The organism is Bifidobacterium kimbladii (assembly GCF_032193675.1).
GTDB classification, from domain to species: Bacteria; Actinomycetota; Actinomycetes; order Actinomycetales; family Bifidobacteriaceae; genus Bombiscardovia; species Bombiscardovia kimbladii.
Window position 1 is genome coordinate 651,104 of record NZ_JASTZZ010000001.1, and the last position, 15,975, is coordinate 667,078.

The 15,975-nt window shown below is 62.2% G+C and carries 12 protein-coding genes and 1 pseudogene; 3 read left to right on the forward strand and 10 right to left on the reverse strand.

Annotated elements, in window-relative coordinates; translation table 11 throughout:
• Positions 1–21 precede the first annotated feature (21 nt).
• Entirely contained in the window at positions 22–2,097 is a 2,076-nt protein-coding gene (locus tag QRX41_RS02760; RefSeq protein ID WP_313838539.1) for an ABC transporter permease, read from the forward strand.
• Here QRX41_RS02760 and QRX41_RS02765 read toward each other — a convergent pair.
• Positions 2,066–3,148 carry a glycerophosphodiester phosphodiesterase family protein gene (locus QRX41_RS02765; protein ID WP_313838541.1) on the reverse strand — a complete coding sequence of 361 codons (1,083 nt, stop codon included), beginning with the start codon at positions 3,146–3,148 and terminating at the stop codon, positions 2,066–2,068. The two genes, QRX41_RS02760 and QRX41_RS02765, sit on opposite strands and share 32 nt — an antisense overlap.
• A 185-nt stretch (positions 3,149–3,333) precedes the next feature.
• Between QRX41_RS02765 and QRX41_RS02770 the strand changes: the two genes are divergently transcribed.
• On the forward strand, positions 3,334–4,194 hold the full coding sequence (locus QRX41_RS02770; RefSeq protein WP_313838542.1) for an aldo/keto reductase: 861 nt from the start codon (positions 3,334–3,336) through the stop codon (positions 4,192–4,194).
• Positions 4,195–4,248: 54 nt separating this feature from the next.
• Here QRX41_RS02770 and QRX41_RS02775 read toward each other — a convergent pair whose 3' ends face one another.
• The 5 genes and pseudogenes from QRX41_RS02775 to dnaB form a co-directional block, all read right to left on the reverse strand.
• Positions 4,249–5,958 (reverse strand): ABC1 kinase family protein, encoded by a 1,710-nt coding sequence (locus tag QRX41_RS02775; RefSeq protein ID WP_313838710.1) that lies wholly within the window; start codon positions 5,956–5,958, stop codon positions 4,249–4,251.
• A 288-nt stretch (positions 5,959–6,246) separates the two neighbouring features.
• Positions 6,247–6,411: pseudogene (locus tag QRX41_RS08530) on the reverse strand (phasin family protein); the annotation flags it as partial.
• A gap of 196 nt (positions 6,412–6,607) precedes the next feature.
• Positions 6,608–7,414 carry a type 1 glutamine amidotransferase gene (locus tag QRX41_RS02785; RefSeq protein WP_313838543.1) on the reverse strand — a complete coding sequence of 269 codons (807 nt, stop codon included), beginning with the start codon at positions 7,412–7,414 and terminating at the stop codon, positions 6,608–6,610.
• A gap of 26 nt (positions 7,415–7,440) precedes the next feature.
• On the reverse strand, positions 7,441–8,835 hold the full coding sequence (locus QRX41_RS02790) for a MurT ligase domain-containing protein (RefSeq protein WP_396176784.1): 1,395 nt from the start codon (positions 8,833–8,835) through the stop codon (positions 7,441–7,443).
• Entirely contained in the window at positions 8,835–10,175 is a 1,341-nt protein-coding gene (gene dnaB, locus QRX41_RS02795; RefSeq protein WP_101433023.1) for a replicative DNA helicase, read from the reverse strand. The genes QRX41_RS02790 and dnaB overlap by 1 nt, the downstream gene beginning before the upstream one ends.
• Before the next feature lie 415 nt (positions 10,176–10,590).
• On the opposite strand from dnaB, the gene QRX41_RS02800 reads away from it, so the two are divergent.
• The gene (locus tag QRX41_RS02800) at positions 10,591–11,982 is read left to right on the forward strand and encodes an MATE family efflux transporter (RefSeq protein ID WP_396176785.1); all 1,392 of its coding nucleotides are present in this window, start codon (positions 10,591–10,593) and stop codon (positions 11,980–11,982) included.
• Between the two features lie 118 nt (positions 11,983–12,100).
• Here QRX41_RS02800 and QRX41_RS02805 read toward each other — a convergent pair whose 3' ends face one another.
• From QRX41_RS02805 to QRX41_RS02820, 4 genes are all read right to left on the reverse strand, one after another.
• Positions 12,101–12,439, reverse strand: a complete 339-nt coding sequence (locus QRX41_RS02805; RefSeq protein WP_101432992.1) for a P-II family nitrogen regulator — start codon at positions 12,437–12,439, stop codon at positions 12,101–12,103.
• 17 nt (positions 12,440–12,456) lie between these two features.
• Complete coding sequence (locus tag QRX41_RS02810; protein WP_313838547.1) at positions 12,457–13,722, reverse strand: ammonium transporter; 1,266 nt, start codon at positions 13,720–13,722, stop codon at positions 12,457–12,459.
• Between the two features lie 190 nt (positions 13,723–13,912).
• Positions 13,913–15,082 (reverse strand): signal recognition particle-docking protein FtsY, encoded by a 1,170-nt coding sequence (gene ftsY / locus QRX41_RS02815; RefSeq protein WP_396176786.1) that lies wholly within the window; start codon positions 15,080–15,082, stop codon positions 13,913–13,915.
• 202 nt (positions 15,083–15,284) lie between these two features.
• Positions 15,285–15,848, reverse strand: a complete 564-nt coding sequence (locus tag QRX41_RS02820) for a hypothetical protein (RefSeq protein ID WP_313838550.1) — start codon at positions 15,846–15,848, stop codon at positions 15,285–15,287.
• Positions 15,849–15,975: the final 127 nt, after the last annotated feature.

The window sequence follows — 15,975 nt, forward strand, 5'->3', positions numbered from 1 at the left end:
AGGGCGAGAAAGGAGCACACCATGGAGGGCAAGTCCCTTTCCCTAGGTAGATCGCTGGCAGGAACCGGGACCCCAGGACCGATGGGCGGGGGCGGCTCGCAAACCGCAGGTCGAACCAAGGCACGCACTCCTGGACTGGGTTCCCTGGTGCAGTCCTTTCTGCATGAGCATCGGTCCTCCTACACGGTCATGGTCCTGGCGGTCATGGCCGCTTCGGCCCTAACCAGCGCCTGGGCCCAGGTAGCCATTGCCGCTCGGAGGGGCGACGGGATGCCGGATACGCACGCAATGAATTCCTACGACCGCGCTATGACCCTGTCCTTACAAGACGGCGCTGCACTGATATCCATAACGTACGCCTGCATATGCGGGTTCGTCTCCATCTTCCTGGTCATCACCTCCGTGGGGTTCCTGATCGAGCGCCGTCGTCGCGAGTATGCCATGATGCGGCTTTCCGGCGCCTCTCCCAGGACCGTGAGATTCATCTCTCTGCTGGAATTCATGATTCCGGTAGGTTTGGCCGCCCTCCTGGGCAGTTCGGCAGGATGCCTGCTGGTGCCCACATTCGCCAAGTCCCTGATCAACTCAGGCCTTGAAGCGCTGGAAATGACCGCGCATCCGCACCCCCTGGGAATCATCTTCGCTTTCGTGGGGATACTCCTGGCAGGTCTTCTAGGAACCTGGTTCGCCGCCAGGAGGATCACCGCCATCTCTCCCATCGAGGCCCTGCAGGACTCGGAGCATCGGTCAGGGACCAAGTCAATCGGCCCTCTTCGCCTGATAATCGCCCTGGCCGGCCTGGCTGGAGGACTGGCCATGGTCTATCACCGCTTCAACGGCATGGACATTGAAATCCAGATCCTGGCCTCGACCGGCTGCCTGCTCGTCATCATCGGCGCCCTGGCCCCTGTCCTGGTTCCGGCCTGCGCCAACCTGATCGGCATCCCCTTCCAACTGGCCTTCCGAGGTGCCGGTCTTCTGGCACGGCAAAGGGCGCGGAAGGAAAACCGGAGCTCTACCGCCGTCGCAGTGCCGATCATACTGATGCTGGTCATCGTGACCGGAATAATAGCCCTAGGACGGTCCAGCTGGGCGCAAGAAGCCATAAGCCGGTATAAGCCGGTCGCTGCCGAAACCATGATCACTGCAGAAAGCAATGATCCAAGAGACCTGGATCGCCAGCTTCGGTCCACTGCAGACGTCGAATCCGCCGTCACCTATAGCGAGGGATCCTGGAAAACTGCAGACAAGGAAGATACCAGCGGCAATGGCGAACCCTCCGTCATGGCTATGCATGTCAACAAAGCAGGCAAGAGCGTCAATACCATTAGCCCAATCTTCATCGAGGGCTCCGCTGCGGACCTGGGGCCGGGCAAGATCGCCGTTATTACCAGTGGCCGCGCTCAGGAGAAAAACCCCATCGGACACAAGCTGACTCTGATCGACAGGTACGACAAAGGCCATACGCTGACCATCACCGCCGTAGTCGACATGACCCCGACAGGGCAGATGGGCCAATACCTGATGACGGATGCCGACCTGTCGCAACTGGCACCCGACAACGATGGATCGACCACCCTGGCCAGGACCGTCCCGGGAGTCCAGACAGATGCTCTGATCAGTCAGCTCAATGCTTCATGGGACAGGAAGGGCATCAAGGCCTGCACTAAGAAAGCGTACATTCGTTCCAACATCCAAAGGTCACAGGAGGTACAGCGGGCCATGCCCCAGATGGTCAACGGGGCCATCGTCCTGACGGCCATCTTCCTGATCCAGGCATGCGCCATCGCAGTCAATGAGCGCCGCCAGGAGAACCGAAGGATGCAGGCTGCCGGTGTTTCACGTGGAACATTGGTCTGCTCCTCGATTTGGGAGTCAGTAATCGATGCTCTTTCGGCCACCCTTCTTTCAGCCCTGGCCATGGCGGGGGTGCTGGCCGTCATCTTCCATCAGTTGTCCGGCCAGGTGGACATGAGCGTCGTGCCTCTCCCCTACGGCTACTTCCTGATCATGGCCCTCTGGGCCATAGGCCTGACCGCTGCGGCCTCAGGCCTGTATAGCTGGTTCAGCTCTCGGGCAGATACGACTCGAAGATAATCCCATCAAAGTCCGGACTGGCCTCCTCCTGCGCATGCTCGGAGCGGACGGTCCAGGCAATGGGCGTTCCACCTAGGAACCGATAGAGACGCATGGGCAGTGAGTGCCCGCTGTGCCACTCGCAGGCCACGAAGTCCGGCCGCCCCAGCCAGTTGAAGAGGAGGGACCCGGCCATCCAGCGCAGGGCCGATGAGCGGGAGTCCACCCGGCCATGGTAGGGGGCGACCAGTTGCCCCCTGGTGACGCCTGGGTGGTGAACCCGATACCAGGCAAGGGCCAGGACGTTGAAGGACTCAATTACATAGGGGCCCTGGTACCTGGACAGGAGGGCATCGGTCCGACGCATGAGCTCCCGATTCAAGCCCCTGTCCATCTTGATCTCGACGACCAAGGGCACCCGGCCATCCACCAGAGCGAGCACCTCAGACAGCAGAGGCACATGCTGCGCCTCGGGATCGTTGAGGCCCCCGTCCCCGCCCTCCGTTTCGGGACCGCCATCGTGGTCGGCAGAGCCAGGAATTCCTTCCCCGGACTCAAAAGCCTGGGCAGGGCTCGGACACAGGGGAATCCTCCGCAGCTGATCGTAGGTCAGGTCCGCCACTGTTCGATCGACGCCAGCCACCCGCCGCAGGTCTCCATCGTGGATGACCACCACCTGGCCGTCCCGACTGAGATGGACATCCAGCTCAATCCCGTAGCCGGCCCTGCAGGCCGCCTCGAAGGCAGCCAGAGAATTTTCAGGCGCCACTACCCGAGGGGACTTGGCTTGGGCCGAGGCGTGCCTGCCTGAGGGACGATCGGATTCAACCTTCAGGCAGTCATGGATACGGTGCAAGTAGGCGGTCTGACCAGGGTTAGGCTTGGTCGTCTCCATCCCCGAACCAGCGTCGTGCAGGCCCCTATGGGCGTAGGGATGCAAGGACAGACCGACGGGCTTTCTCCGGCCCGCAACCACTGAAAGACCAGGGGCCTGGGCCCAGCACCAGCCTCCCAAAACACCGAATCCCAGACCCAGTGCGACCTTGCCGGCCAATCGTGCTTTGGACCCCATCATCGCCTCCAGCCATCAGCTACTTCACTGTCCACGCTAGCATCGCAGGAGGCTGGACGCGCTTTGCTGAGCTTGACTTCAAGCTGCTTGAAGGCCCTATCCTTGAACAAGCAGATCAGAGAGGAACGCTCCCCCGCCTTTAGCCAACTCCGTCAAGCAATCTGCCAAGAAAGAAGCGCAATACCATGCAGAATGATTTATCCGCCTCCGTCCCGTCCGTCAAGCTCAACAACGGCGTCCTCATGCCTATGGAAGGCTTCGGGGTCTACCAGATCGCCGACCTGGACGAGTGCCGCCGCTCGGTTCTGGACGCCCTGGAGACCGGGTACCGGGCCATCGACACGGCCCAGGCCTATGGAAACGAGCAGGCCGTCGGAGATGCCCTGGCCCAGAGCGGCCTCGACCGCGACCAGGTCTTCCTGACCACCAAGGTCTGGATCACCAACTACGGATACGACAAGACCAAGGCCTCGGTCGAGGAGTCCATGAAGAAGCTGGGCACTGACCACCTGGACCTGGTCCTCCTCCACCAGCCCTTCAACGACTACTACGCAGCCTGGCACGCCCTTGAGGACCTCTATGACCAGGGGGTCCTGCGGGCCATCGGCGTCTCGAACTTCTACGCCGACCGGTATGTGGACCTGGTCAAGTTCAACAGAATCGTCCCTGCCATCAACCAGCTGGAGACCCACGTCTTCCACCAACGCCCCCAGGAACGCACCTATATGGACAAGTACGGCACCCGGATCGAATCCTGGGGACCTTTCGCCGAGGGACGCCAGGGGATGTTCACCAACCCGACCCTGACCGAGATCGGGCAGGCGCACGGCCGGACCGCAGCCCAGGTGGCCCTGCGCTTCCTGGTCCAGGACGGGGTCATCGTCATCCCCAAGACCACCCACCGCGAGCGCATGCGCGAGAACCTCGACATCTGGGACTTCCAGCTCAGCGACCAGGAGATGGGCCGGCTGCGGGCCATGGATACCGGCAAATCCGCCTTCATGAACCATGAGGATCCTGAGACCGTGGAGGATTTCGCCAACTGATTCAGCATCTGACAGTATTTGACAGTATCTGTGCAGGATGGACGGGCTCTCAGCCTAGGCTTCGCCGTTGCGTCGCCGACGCTTGAGGGCCCGGTGCTTGATCAGGATGTCCAGGACTATCCAGACCGAAAGAATGAAGGCCACCACGTACCCCAGCATGCTGACCACCGGGATGCCGAAGACCACCGGCTTGACGCGGGCGAAGTAGACGATTGAAGAGCCCACATAGAGTCCGACGACAATGAGGGCCATGGTCAGTCTGTTGACCATGTCGGACAGCTGCTGCAGAGGTTCCTCGGAGCCTACCAGCTGCACATTGGCGCGCAGCTGGCCCCGGGTCAGCATCTTGGTCGCGGTCTGGGACTCAGCCAGGGCGCCCAAAAGGCCATGCAGGGCCAGGTCGCCCTGGATGCCCAGCTTCCGGGCCTCCTCCTTGAGGATGGACCCCGTGCTCTGGCTATAGGCGACATGATCAGTGATGATCTGCACGATGTTGGCCTCAGGCAGGAACTCGTCCAAGAGTCCTTCAAGGGTGACCAGGCACCGCGCCACCATGGTGACCGACCCCGGCACCTTGATGCCATGCCGGGCGGCCAGCCTCATCACGGCATTGACGTATTCGGCGATGTCCAGATCGGCCAGATCCAGCTTGCCGAACCGCTGGACGACCGCATCCAGGTCGGCAAGAAGATAAGGGTAGTCCTCGGCTCTGGCCTCTCCCGTACCGGCGAAACGGAGCAGCCCCTGGGCCAGGGCTGGTGAATCCTCGCGGCCTACTGCAAAAATCATGTCCTTCAAAGCCGATTTGGTCACCTCGTCCAGGCGGCCGACCATCCCCAGGTCGATCAGCACTATGGAACCATCGCGGATGATGATGTTGCCGGGGTGCGGATCGGCGTGGAAGAAGCCCCGGTCCATGATCTGGGTGGCATAGTTGTCGACCAGCTTGGTGCCGATCTCCTTCAGGTCATAGCCCTGGGCCACCAGCTGGGCGGGCCGTGAGAGCGATATCCCGTCGATGTACTCCATCACCACCACATGCCTGGTGCACAGTTCGGGATAGGGCTTCGGGCAGTCGATGTAGGCGTATGAGTCGCAAAAATCCTTGAACTCCGCCAGATTGGCGGCCTCCTGCTGGAAGTCGACCTCGGACTGGAAGGTCTCCCAGAGCTCCTCGACCACCCCGCGGATGTCGATCACCTGGGTGCTGCGGACGAACCGGGAGGCCCACTTGACCATGCTGCGCAGGATGTCGATGTCCTGGGCCATGGTCTCTTGAATCCCTGGGCGCTGGACCTTGACGGCCACGTCCTCACCGCTGACCAGGCGGGCCCGGTGCACCTGCGCCAGGGAAGCCGACCCCAAGGGAACAGGGTCTATGGAGGAAAAGATCTGGTCGAGCGGACGGCCATACTCGGCGGCCAGGGTGCTGGTCACCACGGAATACGGGATGGGATCCGCGTCGGCGCGCAGCTTGGAGAGCTCACGGCAAAAGGCCTCCGGCAGGATCTCCGAACGCATGGAGAGAATCTGGCCCACCTTGACGAAAGTGGGCCCAAGCGCCTCGAACAGTCGACGCATGGTGACCGGAGTCAGCCCGTGGATGATGTCGAACCGGTTGGCGATGCGGATCATCTCAGCCAGTCGACGGGCCCTGCCACGCCTGTGCCGGATCCTTCCTGCCGCCCCCTGCCGCTCTCCCGTGCCGACCCCGAAGAGGCCAATGGTCTGCACCGGGGCATCATGTCCGTTCATGGCATCCATACTCACCACTCACCTGCGTCCTTTATCCGCATGGCCGACCAGCGGCAGACATTCCGGCGCAGACGACCGACGCTGACAGTAATTGACTGCCTTTCAGCCCTGCTGACCTGCAATGGGATCATTGGAGGTGATGGGGATGGACCCGGACCGACGATTCGGCATTGGCGCCAAGGGATCATGGTCGGGACGACGGGGGTCAGGAGCAACATGGGTCGCAGGCCTGGGCGCGCCAGCAGCCGGTGCAGGAGCGCTGTCAGCCGGTGCAGGAGCGGGAGGGGTCTTCCTGTTCCGTTTGAGCTCAGTGTTGAGAATCTTCCCCTGCTCGACCGTCAGCTCGCCCTTCTTCACCAGGCTGTCGATGACCTCTTGGCCCTTCTCCACGCCTGTGGCCAGCGCTCCAATGCCAGCCAGAAGCACCTTGTGCAATCCGTCACCAATATGTAAATCCGACATGATATGCCTCCCAGCATTCATACGCCCTTGAAGTACCGGGCCCTTTTGACCGCCAAGAGACGAGCGGCCGTCTCTCTTTACAGTCTAGCTGGTTATCATTGACCGATCCGATTCAACACCATGGCAAGAGGGACCGCAGCGCCTTGCCTCCTTGGCACGCCCCTGTGCCGGAACCGAAGGAACCGCAGGCTCCTCTTCATCTGGGCCTTGATGCGGCAATACGGCTGGCCTGATCAGCCAGGGAGTCCAAACGCTCCAGCTCGTTCCGGCTCTTCTGGTCCATGGCTTCCTGCATCTGGGCGAAGGTGCCCTGGCCGTACCGCCTTTCGGCCGCACCCTTGATAAGGAAGTCCGTGATGGCCGGGTTCTTCGGCAGCAGCGACCCATGCATGTAGGTGCCGATGACCTTCTTCCATCGGGCCCCCTCCGTGTGGTCCTTGCCGTTGTTGCCTCGGCCATCCTCGGTCACCATGCCCAAGGGATGGGCTCCCTCCCCCAGGTAGGTCAGACCCGAGTGGTTCTCATAGCCGACCACCCTGCCGAAGTCCTCTGCCTGCTCCACCAGATTGCCGATCATCCGCTCAGGCTGGGCAATGGTGTGCACGTCAAGAATGCCGACCCCCTCCAGGCGCTCATGGTCGGAGGTCTCGAAATAATGCCCGAAGAGCTGATAGAGCCCGCAGATCATCAGCATGGGCACCTCCTGGTCGGCCAGATCGTGCAGAAGACCGCCCCGTTCCCGCAGGTCGTCGATGATCCGTTCCTGGCCATGGTCCTGGCCGCCGCCGCCCAGAATCATATCGATCCGCTCGGGCCAGGCATCACCGGGATCGTAATAGCGGACCATGGGGCGGAACCCGTACAGCTCAGCCCGGCGGGTCACGCTGAGAATGTTGCCCGAATCCCCATAGATGTTCATATCACGGTGGTAGAGGGAGAGGATCTGCAGCGGCGGATGGTCTCCCACGGCCCCGACCTTGGCATTATCCTGCGTCTGCGGCATTCCTGCGCTCCTTTTGGTTGGCTCGCTCATGCGCCCACCCCGGCATCGTCCACGCTCGTGATCCTGCCGAGGGCGGACCGGAGCCGGAGCATAGACGTGTAGGTGCAGTAGATTCGCTTAGGTCGGCCGGGATGCACCTCAAGGAAGGCTGTCAGCGCCCGATCCAGGTCGGTCTCGATCGCCTCCGTGGGCACCTGGTCATAGGCCAGGCGCAAGGCCATGTCATAGGCCCGGGTGCCAGAGACCATGGCCACGCCGGTATCCCTGAGCGAGGTGAAGTCCACATCCCAGAGCCAGCTCATGTCACGCCCGTCCGCATACTCGTCGCGGATGGCGATCATGGTGTCCTGGCCGGCAGGATCGAAGGAGGACAACGCCAGGCGGAAGCCCATGGGGTTCTTGACCAGGACCAACTCAACCGGCGCGCCCTGGTAGGTGATGACCTCCCCGCGGCCGAAGGCGGGGGTCACCTTGGACAGGGCATCCATGAGCGCTGCGTCATCAGGCTCCCTGTCCTCAAGAACGACCCTCACCAGCGCCAGGGCAGCTGCCGCATTGTAGAGGTTGTAGACGCCCTCCAGACGCAGATCGGTCTCCAGAAGCCGACCATCCAGGCGGAAGGCGGCCCTGTGGTCCATGACCCGTTCCAGGGTCACTTCGGCTGGCAGCCGGTGACCATGGCGGACAGGCCGGGGAGTGCTGGCTGCACTGCCACCGTCAGCACACCGATCCGAGGCATGCATGTCGTCATCAGTGGGGAAATAGGTCAGCAGATCGTCCGACAGCCCGAAATAGGCCACGCCGGTCTGGGCCGGCGTCTGGGCGGCCAACTTAGCGATGCGCGGATCCTCACGGTTGAGGACCACCGTGCCCGTGGTGGCCTGAGCCACCTGACCCAGCAGCCGAGCTGTAGTATCAATCTCCCCAAACCGGTCCAGCTGGTCGCGCATGACATTGAGCAGGAGGGCGTAGCGTGGCTTGACCTGTCGCACGAAGTGGACCGCATAGGCCTCGTCCAGCTCCAGGACGGCAATGTCAGCATGCAGCCGGCCGGACAGCCCCAGTGTAGAGACCAAGGCCGAAACCACGCCGCGGGTGAAGTTGGACCCGGTTGGATTGGTGAAGACCTCGAGGCCCAGGGACTCCAGCATGGAGGCCACCATCCGGGTGGTGGTGGTCTTACCGTTGGTCCCCGAGACCAGGACCACCCCGCGAGGCAGCCCCGATAGGGTCCTGGCCAGGAAGTCCGGATCGATCCGCTCAACCACCTTGCCAGGCAGGGCCGAACCGCCGTGATGGGACAGACGCGAAACGAGACGCACCGCCTTGCCGACCAGAAGGGCCAGGAGGGAGCGCCAGCGCCGACGGGGACGACCGGGCTGATCGGCAGGCTGCGCCTTGGAAGCCGTGGAACGCATGATCAGACCCCTCCCTGCTGGTAGTCCTGAGGCATGTCCTTGAACTTGGACTTCTCGCCCAGGAAGGCCAGCTTGAAGGTGTCGGTGGGGCCGTTGCGGTGCTTGGCCAGGATGATGTCGGCCTCGCCCGGGCGGTCCTCCTTGTCGTAGAAGTCCGGCCGGTGGACCAGAAAGACCACGTCGGCGTCCTGCTCGATGGATCCCGACTCGCGCAGGTCGGAGAGCATGGGCTTCTTGTCGTTGCGCATCTCGGGACCACGGTTGAGCTGGCTCAACGCCACCACTGGGACCTCCAGCTCCTTGGCCAGCAGCTTCAGGGCGCGCGAGAAGTCGGAGACCTCCTGCTGACGGGATTCGACCCGCTTGCCCGAGGTCATCAGCTGCAGGTAGTCGATGACCACCAGCTTCAAGTCGTTGGTCTGCTTGAGCCGACGGCACTTGGCCCGGATCTCCATCAGACTCATGTTGGGCGAATCGTCCAGGAAGAGCGGGGCGTCCTGGAGTCTGCTCCAGAAGGTGTTCAGGGTATTCCAGCGCTCAGGGGTGATGTCGTCCGCCCGGCGCAGGGCCACTAAGGGAATGTCGGTCTCGGCCGAGATGATGCGCTGGGCCAGCTCGTTCTTGCTCATCTCCAAGGAGAAGACCACTGTGGTCATGTTGTTGTGGAGGGCCGCGGCACGGGCGAAGTCGATGCCCAAGGTGGACTTGCCCATGGCGGGGCGGCCGGCCACCACGATCATCTGCCCGGGCTGCAGGCCCTGGGTCACGTCGTCGATGCTCTTGAAGCCGGTGGGCACGCCCCGCTCCAAGTCGCCGTTCTGCAGTTTGTCCAGCTGGTCCAGGGTGTCATGGACGACCGGCCCGATGGCCTCGTAATCCTGACGAACCCTGCCCACGCTCATCTCGTAGACCTCGGCCTGGGCCAGGTTGACGATGTCCTCGGCCTGGGAGCCCTCGGCCGAGTAGCCCAGTTGGGCAATCTTGGTGCCGGCCGCGATCACATTGCGCAGAATGGCCCGCTGGTGGACGATTTCCGCATAGTAGGTGGCGTTGGCGGCTGTCGGGACCGAGGCCACCAGGGAGTGCAGATAGTCAGTGCCCCCCACCTTCTCCAGGTCCCCGGACTTGAGCAGCTCGTTGGCCACCAGAACCGCATCCACCGGCTGGGAGGCCGAGAAGAGGGTGACGATGGCCTCGTAGATGGTCTGGTGCTTGGGCTGGTAGAAGTCGGATATGTCGATCATCTGGCTGACCTCGCCGATGGCATCCTTGCTCATGAGCATTCCGCCCAGCACGGCCATCTCCGCATCGTCGTCATGCGGGGGCACCCGGTCGAAGAGCATGTCACGGCCGGTCTGGGCATGATCGGTGGGACGCTGTTCGGGATGGGTGTAGTCGGTGTAGTCGTCGGAAGCCATAGCCACGATTCTACGAAGAGGACCGTCCTTGGCAGCCCCAAGAGGCGGATTTCACTCAAGGCATTCACCGGGACGCGCCGACCGTACTGGACGGGCACAGGGTCGCCCTGTATGTGTACAGAAAAATAAGTTATCCACATTCAAGGCGTGTCCTAGAGGACATGTGCGCAACTTATCCACCTCATGGGTATAACTCTGTGCAAAACTTGGGGACAGTCTTCCACATCATCAATCCAGCTTGCACTCAGGGCTGTTTGGTGATACATCATCTGCCGGCAGGACGTCCACGGACTGGCTTTCAGGGGTTGTGTATTCAGTCCAGAGCATTAGCATGGCGTCCATGCGCAGCCACAGGAACATCCCCGAAACCAAGACCGGATCAATCACGCCGGAAGAACGGCGGGCGACCTACCGGACTATTGCCGGACTGGCCATACCCACCTTCGGCCAGCTGATCGCCTCCCCGCTCTTCGTCATGATCGACACCGCCATCGTGGGCCACATCAGCGACTCGGCCCTGGCCGGGCTCTCCATCGGATCCACTGTGGTGCTGACCACCGTGGGCCTGTGCATCTTTCTGGCCTACGGAACCACCTCCCAGGTGGCCCGGCTCATGGGCGCCGGCCGCCGACGGGAGGGCATGCAGGCCGGTGTGGACGGCATGTGGCTGGCCTTCGTCATCGGTCTGGTCGTCTGCGCCCTGCTCCTGGCTTTGAGCCGGCCCATCTGCAGCCTGATGGGAGCCCGCGGGCCGGTCCTGCAGGCGGCGCAGACCTATCTGAATGCCCTGGTCTTCGGCCTTCCGGCCATGCTCCTGGTCTACGCGGCCAACGGCATCTTCCGCGGACTGCAAAAGGTAAAGATCACCCTGGTGGCCGCCGTGTCAGGCGCCATCCTCAACACCGCCCTTGAGGTCCTTTTGGTCTTCGGCCTGCACATGGACATTCTGGGCTCGGGCCTGGCTACCCTGATCGCCGAGTGGGCCATGGGGCTCTTCCTGACCATCCCCGCCCTGGTCTGGGCCCGTCGGGAAGGCGCCCAACTGCAGCCCCGGCTCTCAGGCATGGCGGCCAGCATGGGCGACGGTTTCCCGCTTTTCCTGCGGACCCTGGCCCTGCGGGTCTGCCTCTTTATGACCGTGGTGGCTGCAGCCCACTTGGGCGAGCAGGTGCTGGCGGCCTATCAGGGGGTCAACTCGGCCTGGAACTTCGGACTGAACATGCTGGATGCCGTGGGCATCGCCGGTCAGTCACTGGTGGCCACCGAGTTGGGCGCCGGACAGCGGTCACGCGCACGGGTCATGACCGACCTGTCAGCCAGGGCAGGCATGGCCATGGGAGTGCTGGTCGGATTGGTCATGATTGCCCTGGGCCTCTTCGCTGCCCCCCTGTTCAGCCCCACGCCGGCCATCAGGTCGCTGATCACCGTGGGCATGATCGTCCAGGGAGTCTTCATGCCCGTCGCCGGATGGATGTGGGCCCTGGACGGGATCCTGATCGGGGCCGGGGACTATCGCTACCTGGCGGCCACCTGCTCCCTGACGGCTGTGATCTACCTGATCGGGCTGCTGGGCATGACGGCTCTGGCCATGAACTGGACGCCCACCTGGCGGATAGCCATGCTCTGGGCCGTGCTCAATGTCCTCTTCATCGGCGTCAGAGCTATCTGCAATGGCTGGAGAACGCGCACCGATGTCTGGATGGGGACGATTGGCCAGGTCAAGGAAGCCTGAAGAGTCATAGAAAAAAGCAGGACCCCGACCGCTCGGCCATGAAATTGGCCACAGCTACGGGATCCTGCGAAACTGGTCAGTAGGAAGACGACCATACAGACGGCAGCAGGTAGCTGCCTCAGATGGCGTCGACGCCGGTCTCCCCGGTACGAACCCTGACCACCGAGTCCAGGGTCTGCACCCAGACCTTGCCGTCGCCCACGGTGTTGGTGGCGGCAGCTTGGACGATAGCGTTGACCAGCTCGTCGACCCGGCGATCCTCGGTCAGCACCTCCAAGCGCACCTTGGGAACCAGATCCACCTTGACAGTGCTGCCCCGGTAGACCTCCTTATGGCCGCCCTGCCGACCATAGCCCTGGGCTGACGAGACGGTCATGCCGTGCACGCCGACCTCGGTCAGGGCCTGTTTAATCTGATCCAGCCGCCCGGGCTGAACGATGGCGGTAATGAGTTTCATGCTGCCTTCCTTTCTGATCAGTTCAGAATGGATCCGAAGTCGTAGGCGCTCTCACCCTGATCGCTCTGATCGACGCCGATGACCTCCTGATCCTTGCTGACTCGCCAACCAATGGTCTTCTCCAGCGCAAAGGCGATCACACCAGTGACTGCAGCTGCGTAGATGATCGCAATCAGCGCCACCAGGAACTGAACCAGCAGCTGCCGGAAATTGCCGCCGGCCAGGAAGCCCGTGCCGGTACCAAAGAAGCCTATCAGCAGCGTGCCCAATAAACCACCCACACCGTGGATGCCTACCACATCCAAGGAGTCGTCATAGGCGAAGCGGAACTTGAGCCCGCAGGCCAGGCAGCAGACGAAACCAGCCAAGAGGCCAATGACCAAGGCCCAGAGCGGGGAAACCACGTCGGCCGCTGGCGTGATGGCCACCAGGCCGGCGACCATGCCGGATGCAGCACCCATGGCGGTGTAATGCCCGGTGCGGACCCGCTCAGTAAAGAGCCAGCCCAGGGTGGCGCCGCTGGCGGCGATGGTCGTGGAAACCCAGGCATATCCAGCCGTGCCGTTGGCGGCGAAGGCGGAACCGGCATTGAAACCGAACCAGCCGAACCAGAGCAGGAAGGCGCCCAGCATGACCATGGGCACATTGTGGGGACGTATAGACTCCTTGGGGAAGCCGATTCGCCTGCCGATGATGAGCACAATGACCAGGGCTGCTACTGCCGCGTTGATGTGGATGACCGTACCGCCTGCGAAGTCGTGCGCCTGGGCTCCGATGGCGTTGGAGATGGGTCCATCGGCAGCCAGCAGTCCGTGATTCCAGACCATGTGGGCCATGGGCGCGTAATCCAAGGTGACCCAGAGGGCCACGAAAATCATCCAGGTGCTGATTCTGACTCGCTCTGCCAGGGCTCCCGAAATCAGAGCCACGCAAATCATGGCGAAGGCGGCCTGGAAGGCAATGTCCACCGTGTGCGGGTAGGCAGCGTTGGCGGAATCAAGCGAGGTGAAGACCCCGTCCTTGGCCGTGACCGTGTCCTTGAGCAGGAAGCCAGTGATGGGATCGCCGAAGACGCCTCCAATGTCCTTGCCTGCAAAGGAAATCGACCAGCCCCAGAAGGCCCAGATAACCCCAGTCACGGCAATGGCCAGCGTGGACATCATCATCATGTTGAGCACGGCCTTGGCTCGGACCATACCCCCATAGAAGAAAGCCACCGCTGGAGTCATCAGGAAAACCATGGATGCCGCTACCAGCATCCAGGCAGCATTTCCAGAATCCATGCCTACACCTCTCTTTTCCCCATCCGGGCGGGCAGTCCCCGATAACGAGGGCTTCCCTCCGGACAGCCTACGTCAGATTCTCTTCCACTTCCCGATTCATCAAACAGGAAGAGGATGACGGTCAGGTCACCGTCGCATTACCTGCGGGTGACTATTGGATGACCACCGTATGACCAACCGGCCGGCTGGACTACTCGTCTCCCAGGATGCCGTCGACAAAGGACTCGGGATCGAAAACGGCCAGATCGTCGGGCCCCTCGCCCAGCCCGACCAGCTTGACGGGCACGCCCAGCTCCCGCTGGACAGATATGACAATGCCGCCCTTGGCCGAGCCGTCCAGCTTAGTCAGGACGATGCCTGTGACCCCGATGGCCTGGGCGAAGACCTTGGCCTGGATCATCCCGTTCTGCCCGGTAGTGGCATCCAAAACCAGCAGAACCTCGTCCACGGGCAGGTTCTTCTCGATCACCCGCCGGATCTTGCCCAGCTGATCCATCAGATTGGCCTTGTTCTGCAGACGACCGGCGGTGTCCACAATGAGGACATCTGCCTGATCATTTTTGGCCCGTTCAGCCGCTTCAAAGGCCACCGAGGCCGGGTCGGCACCGTCACGGTCGCTGCGGACCACGGGCACGCCCACCTTGCCGCCCCAGGTTTCCAGCTGGTCAGCGGCGGCGGCACGGAAGGTGTCGGCAGCACCCATGACCACCGACTTGCCATCGGCCACGAAGAGCCGGGCCAGCTTGCCCGCCGTGGTGGTCTTGCCCGTGCCGTTGACACCCACCATGATGATGACCGACGGCCTGTTGGCCTGAGGTCGGGCAGCCGCCAGAGTTCGGTCCATATTGGGGTCGACCAGATCGATCAAGCGCTGACGAAGGCCACGACGCACTGCTGCAGGATCCTTCTGCCCTGTGATCCGAGCATCGTCACGCAATTGCTTCACCAGCTGTTCGCTGGCCTCGGCACCCACATCCGCCATGAGCAGGGTGTCTTCCACATCCTCCCAGTCGGATTCGCTCAGATGGTCCTTGGTCAGAATGGCAAAGAGGGCCTTGCCGAAGGGGTTGGGACTCTTGGCCAGCCTGGCCTTGAGCCTGGTCATGCGGGATGCAGAGGCCTCCGGATGCGCCAGCTCCTCCTGCGCCGACGGTGCTTCCTGGTCGGCCGAGGAAGACTGCCTGGAAGCCTCTGAACCGGCTGAGCCAGTCGAATCTGTAGAAGCGTCTGAATTGGGAGCAACACCAGATCCACGCGAGGCAGATTGGACTGCCCTGTCATCTGACGAAGCTGCTAAGGAAGCATCAGATTGGTCTTTAGCTTGATCTTTCGCTACAGCTGTCGCCGACTCCTGGGACAAAGAGGAGCCACTATCATTAAGCTTTACCGCACTGTCGGGGCGCGCGGAATCCCCCTGGGACCGGTGTTTACGGACCGCCACCAGAATGCCGACCACTGCCAGCACCAGGACGATCAACACCGCGATAAGAATAAGGAGCTGCTGTGTTGTCATAGGTACCAGCCTAAAGGCGAAAAGGGACACGGATGGTCACCACCAGCGGTCACTTCCCGCTCGGATGGCTCGTTCCCGCCTGCGGACCGCTCTGGACTGCGGGCATGATGTCGGAGGTGGTGGGCTGAGGCTCCCGTCGCTGCCGAGGCGAAGGCTCAGGGCTTGATGATCGCAGGGTGGAGCTCCTGGGGGCTGGAGGCCCAGAGGTCGCAGAAACCGACGGTACAACATTCTTCTTTTGTCTCGGGCTGGTCGAGGACGCGGAATCAGCGCTTGGGGGCCGAGGCAGATTTATCTCGTCCGTGGAATCGGAGGCCAGCATGCCTCGAACCTCCACCACGGAGGAGGAATTGACATAGACCGGATAGGGATGTTCAGTATCTTCAGCAGTTGATGCGCCCTCGTCCGATCCAGGGGCAAAAGACAGATGCCCTCCTGCTATCCGCGGCAGTTTATTCTCTCGTTCCTGCTGACGGCGGGCCGCCCGGCGTACACGCTCATCCAGAGACTGGGAGAAGGCACGGTCCTGGGACTCACCAAGCGCCAGACGCATGACGAATACAATGAATGCCGCCACCACCAGCACCCATACCAGGACAATCAGCCAGACCATACCTGCCATTCTCTCAGAAGAACCCCTCAGACGCGCTAAGACACGAGGAATCTATCGGTCTCTTTCACACTGGCAGGTCAGCAGACGCTCAGGACCCCTCTTACACCCAAGGCAGTCGCAGGCAAGT

Bases quoted from the DNA above. Each gene is read 5' to 3' on its own strand.
- QRX41_RS02760 (WP_313838539.1), top strand. From the start codon at position 22: ATGGAGGGCAAGTCCCTTTCCCTAGGTAGATCGCTGGCAGGAACCGGG.
- QRX41_RS02765 (WP_313838541.1), bottom strand. From the start codon at position 3,148: ATGGGGTCCAAAGCACGATTGGCCGGCAAGGTCGCACTGGGTCTGGGA.
- QRX41_RS02770 (WP_313838542.1), top strand. From the start codon at position 3,334: ATGCAGAATGATTTATCCGCCTCCGTCCCGTCCGTCAAGCTCAACAAC.
- QRX41_RS02775 (WP_313838710.1), bottom strand. From the start codon at position 5,958: ATGGATGCCATGAACGGACATGATGCCCCGGTGCAGACCATTGGCCTC.
- QRX41_RS02785 (WP_313838543.1), bottom strand. From the start codon at position 7,414: ATGCCGCAGACGCAGGATAATGCCAAGGTCGGGGCCGTGGGAGACCAT.
- dnaB (WP_101433023.1), bottom strand. From the start codon at position 10,175: ATGCTCTTCGACCGGGTGCCCCCGCATGACGACGATGCGGAGATGGCC.
- QRX41_RS02800 (WP_396176785.1), top strand. From the start codon at position 10,591: ATGCGCAGCCACAGGAACATCCCCGAAACCAAGACCGGATCAATCACG.
- QRX41_RS02805 (WP_101432992.1), bottom strand. From the start codon at position 12,439: ATGAAACTCATTACCGCCATCGTTCAGCCCGGGCGGCTGGATCAGATT.
- QRX41_RS02810 (WP_313838547.1), bottom strand. From the start codon at position 13,722: ATGGATTCTGGAAATGCTGCCTGGATGCTGGTAGCGGCATCCATGGTT.
- QRX41_RS02820 (WP_313838550.1), bottom strand. From the start codon at position 15,848: ATGGTCTGGCTGATTGTCCTGGTATGGGTGCTGGTGGTGGCGGCATTC.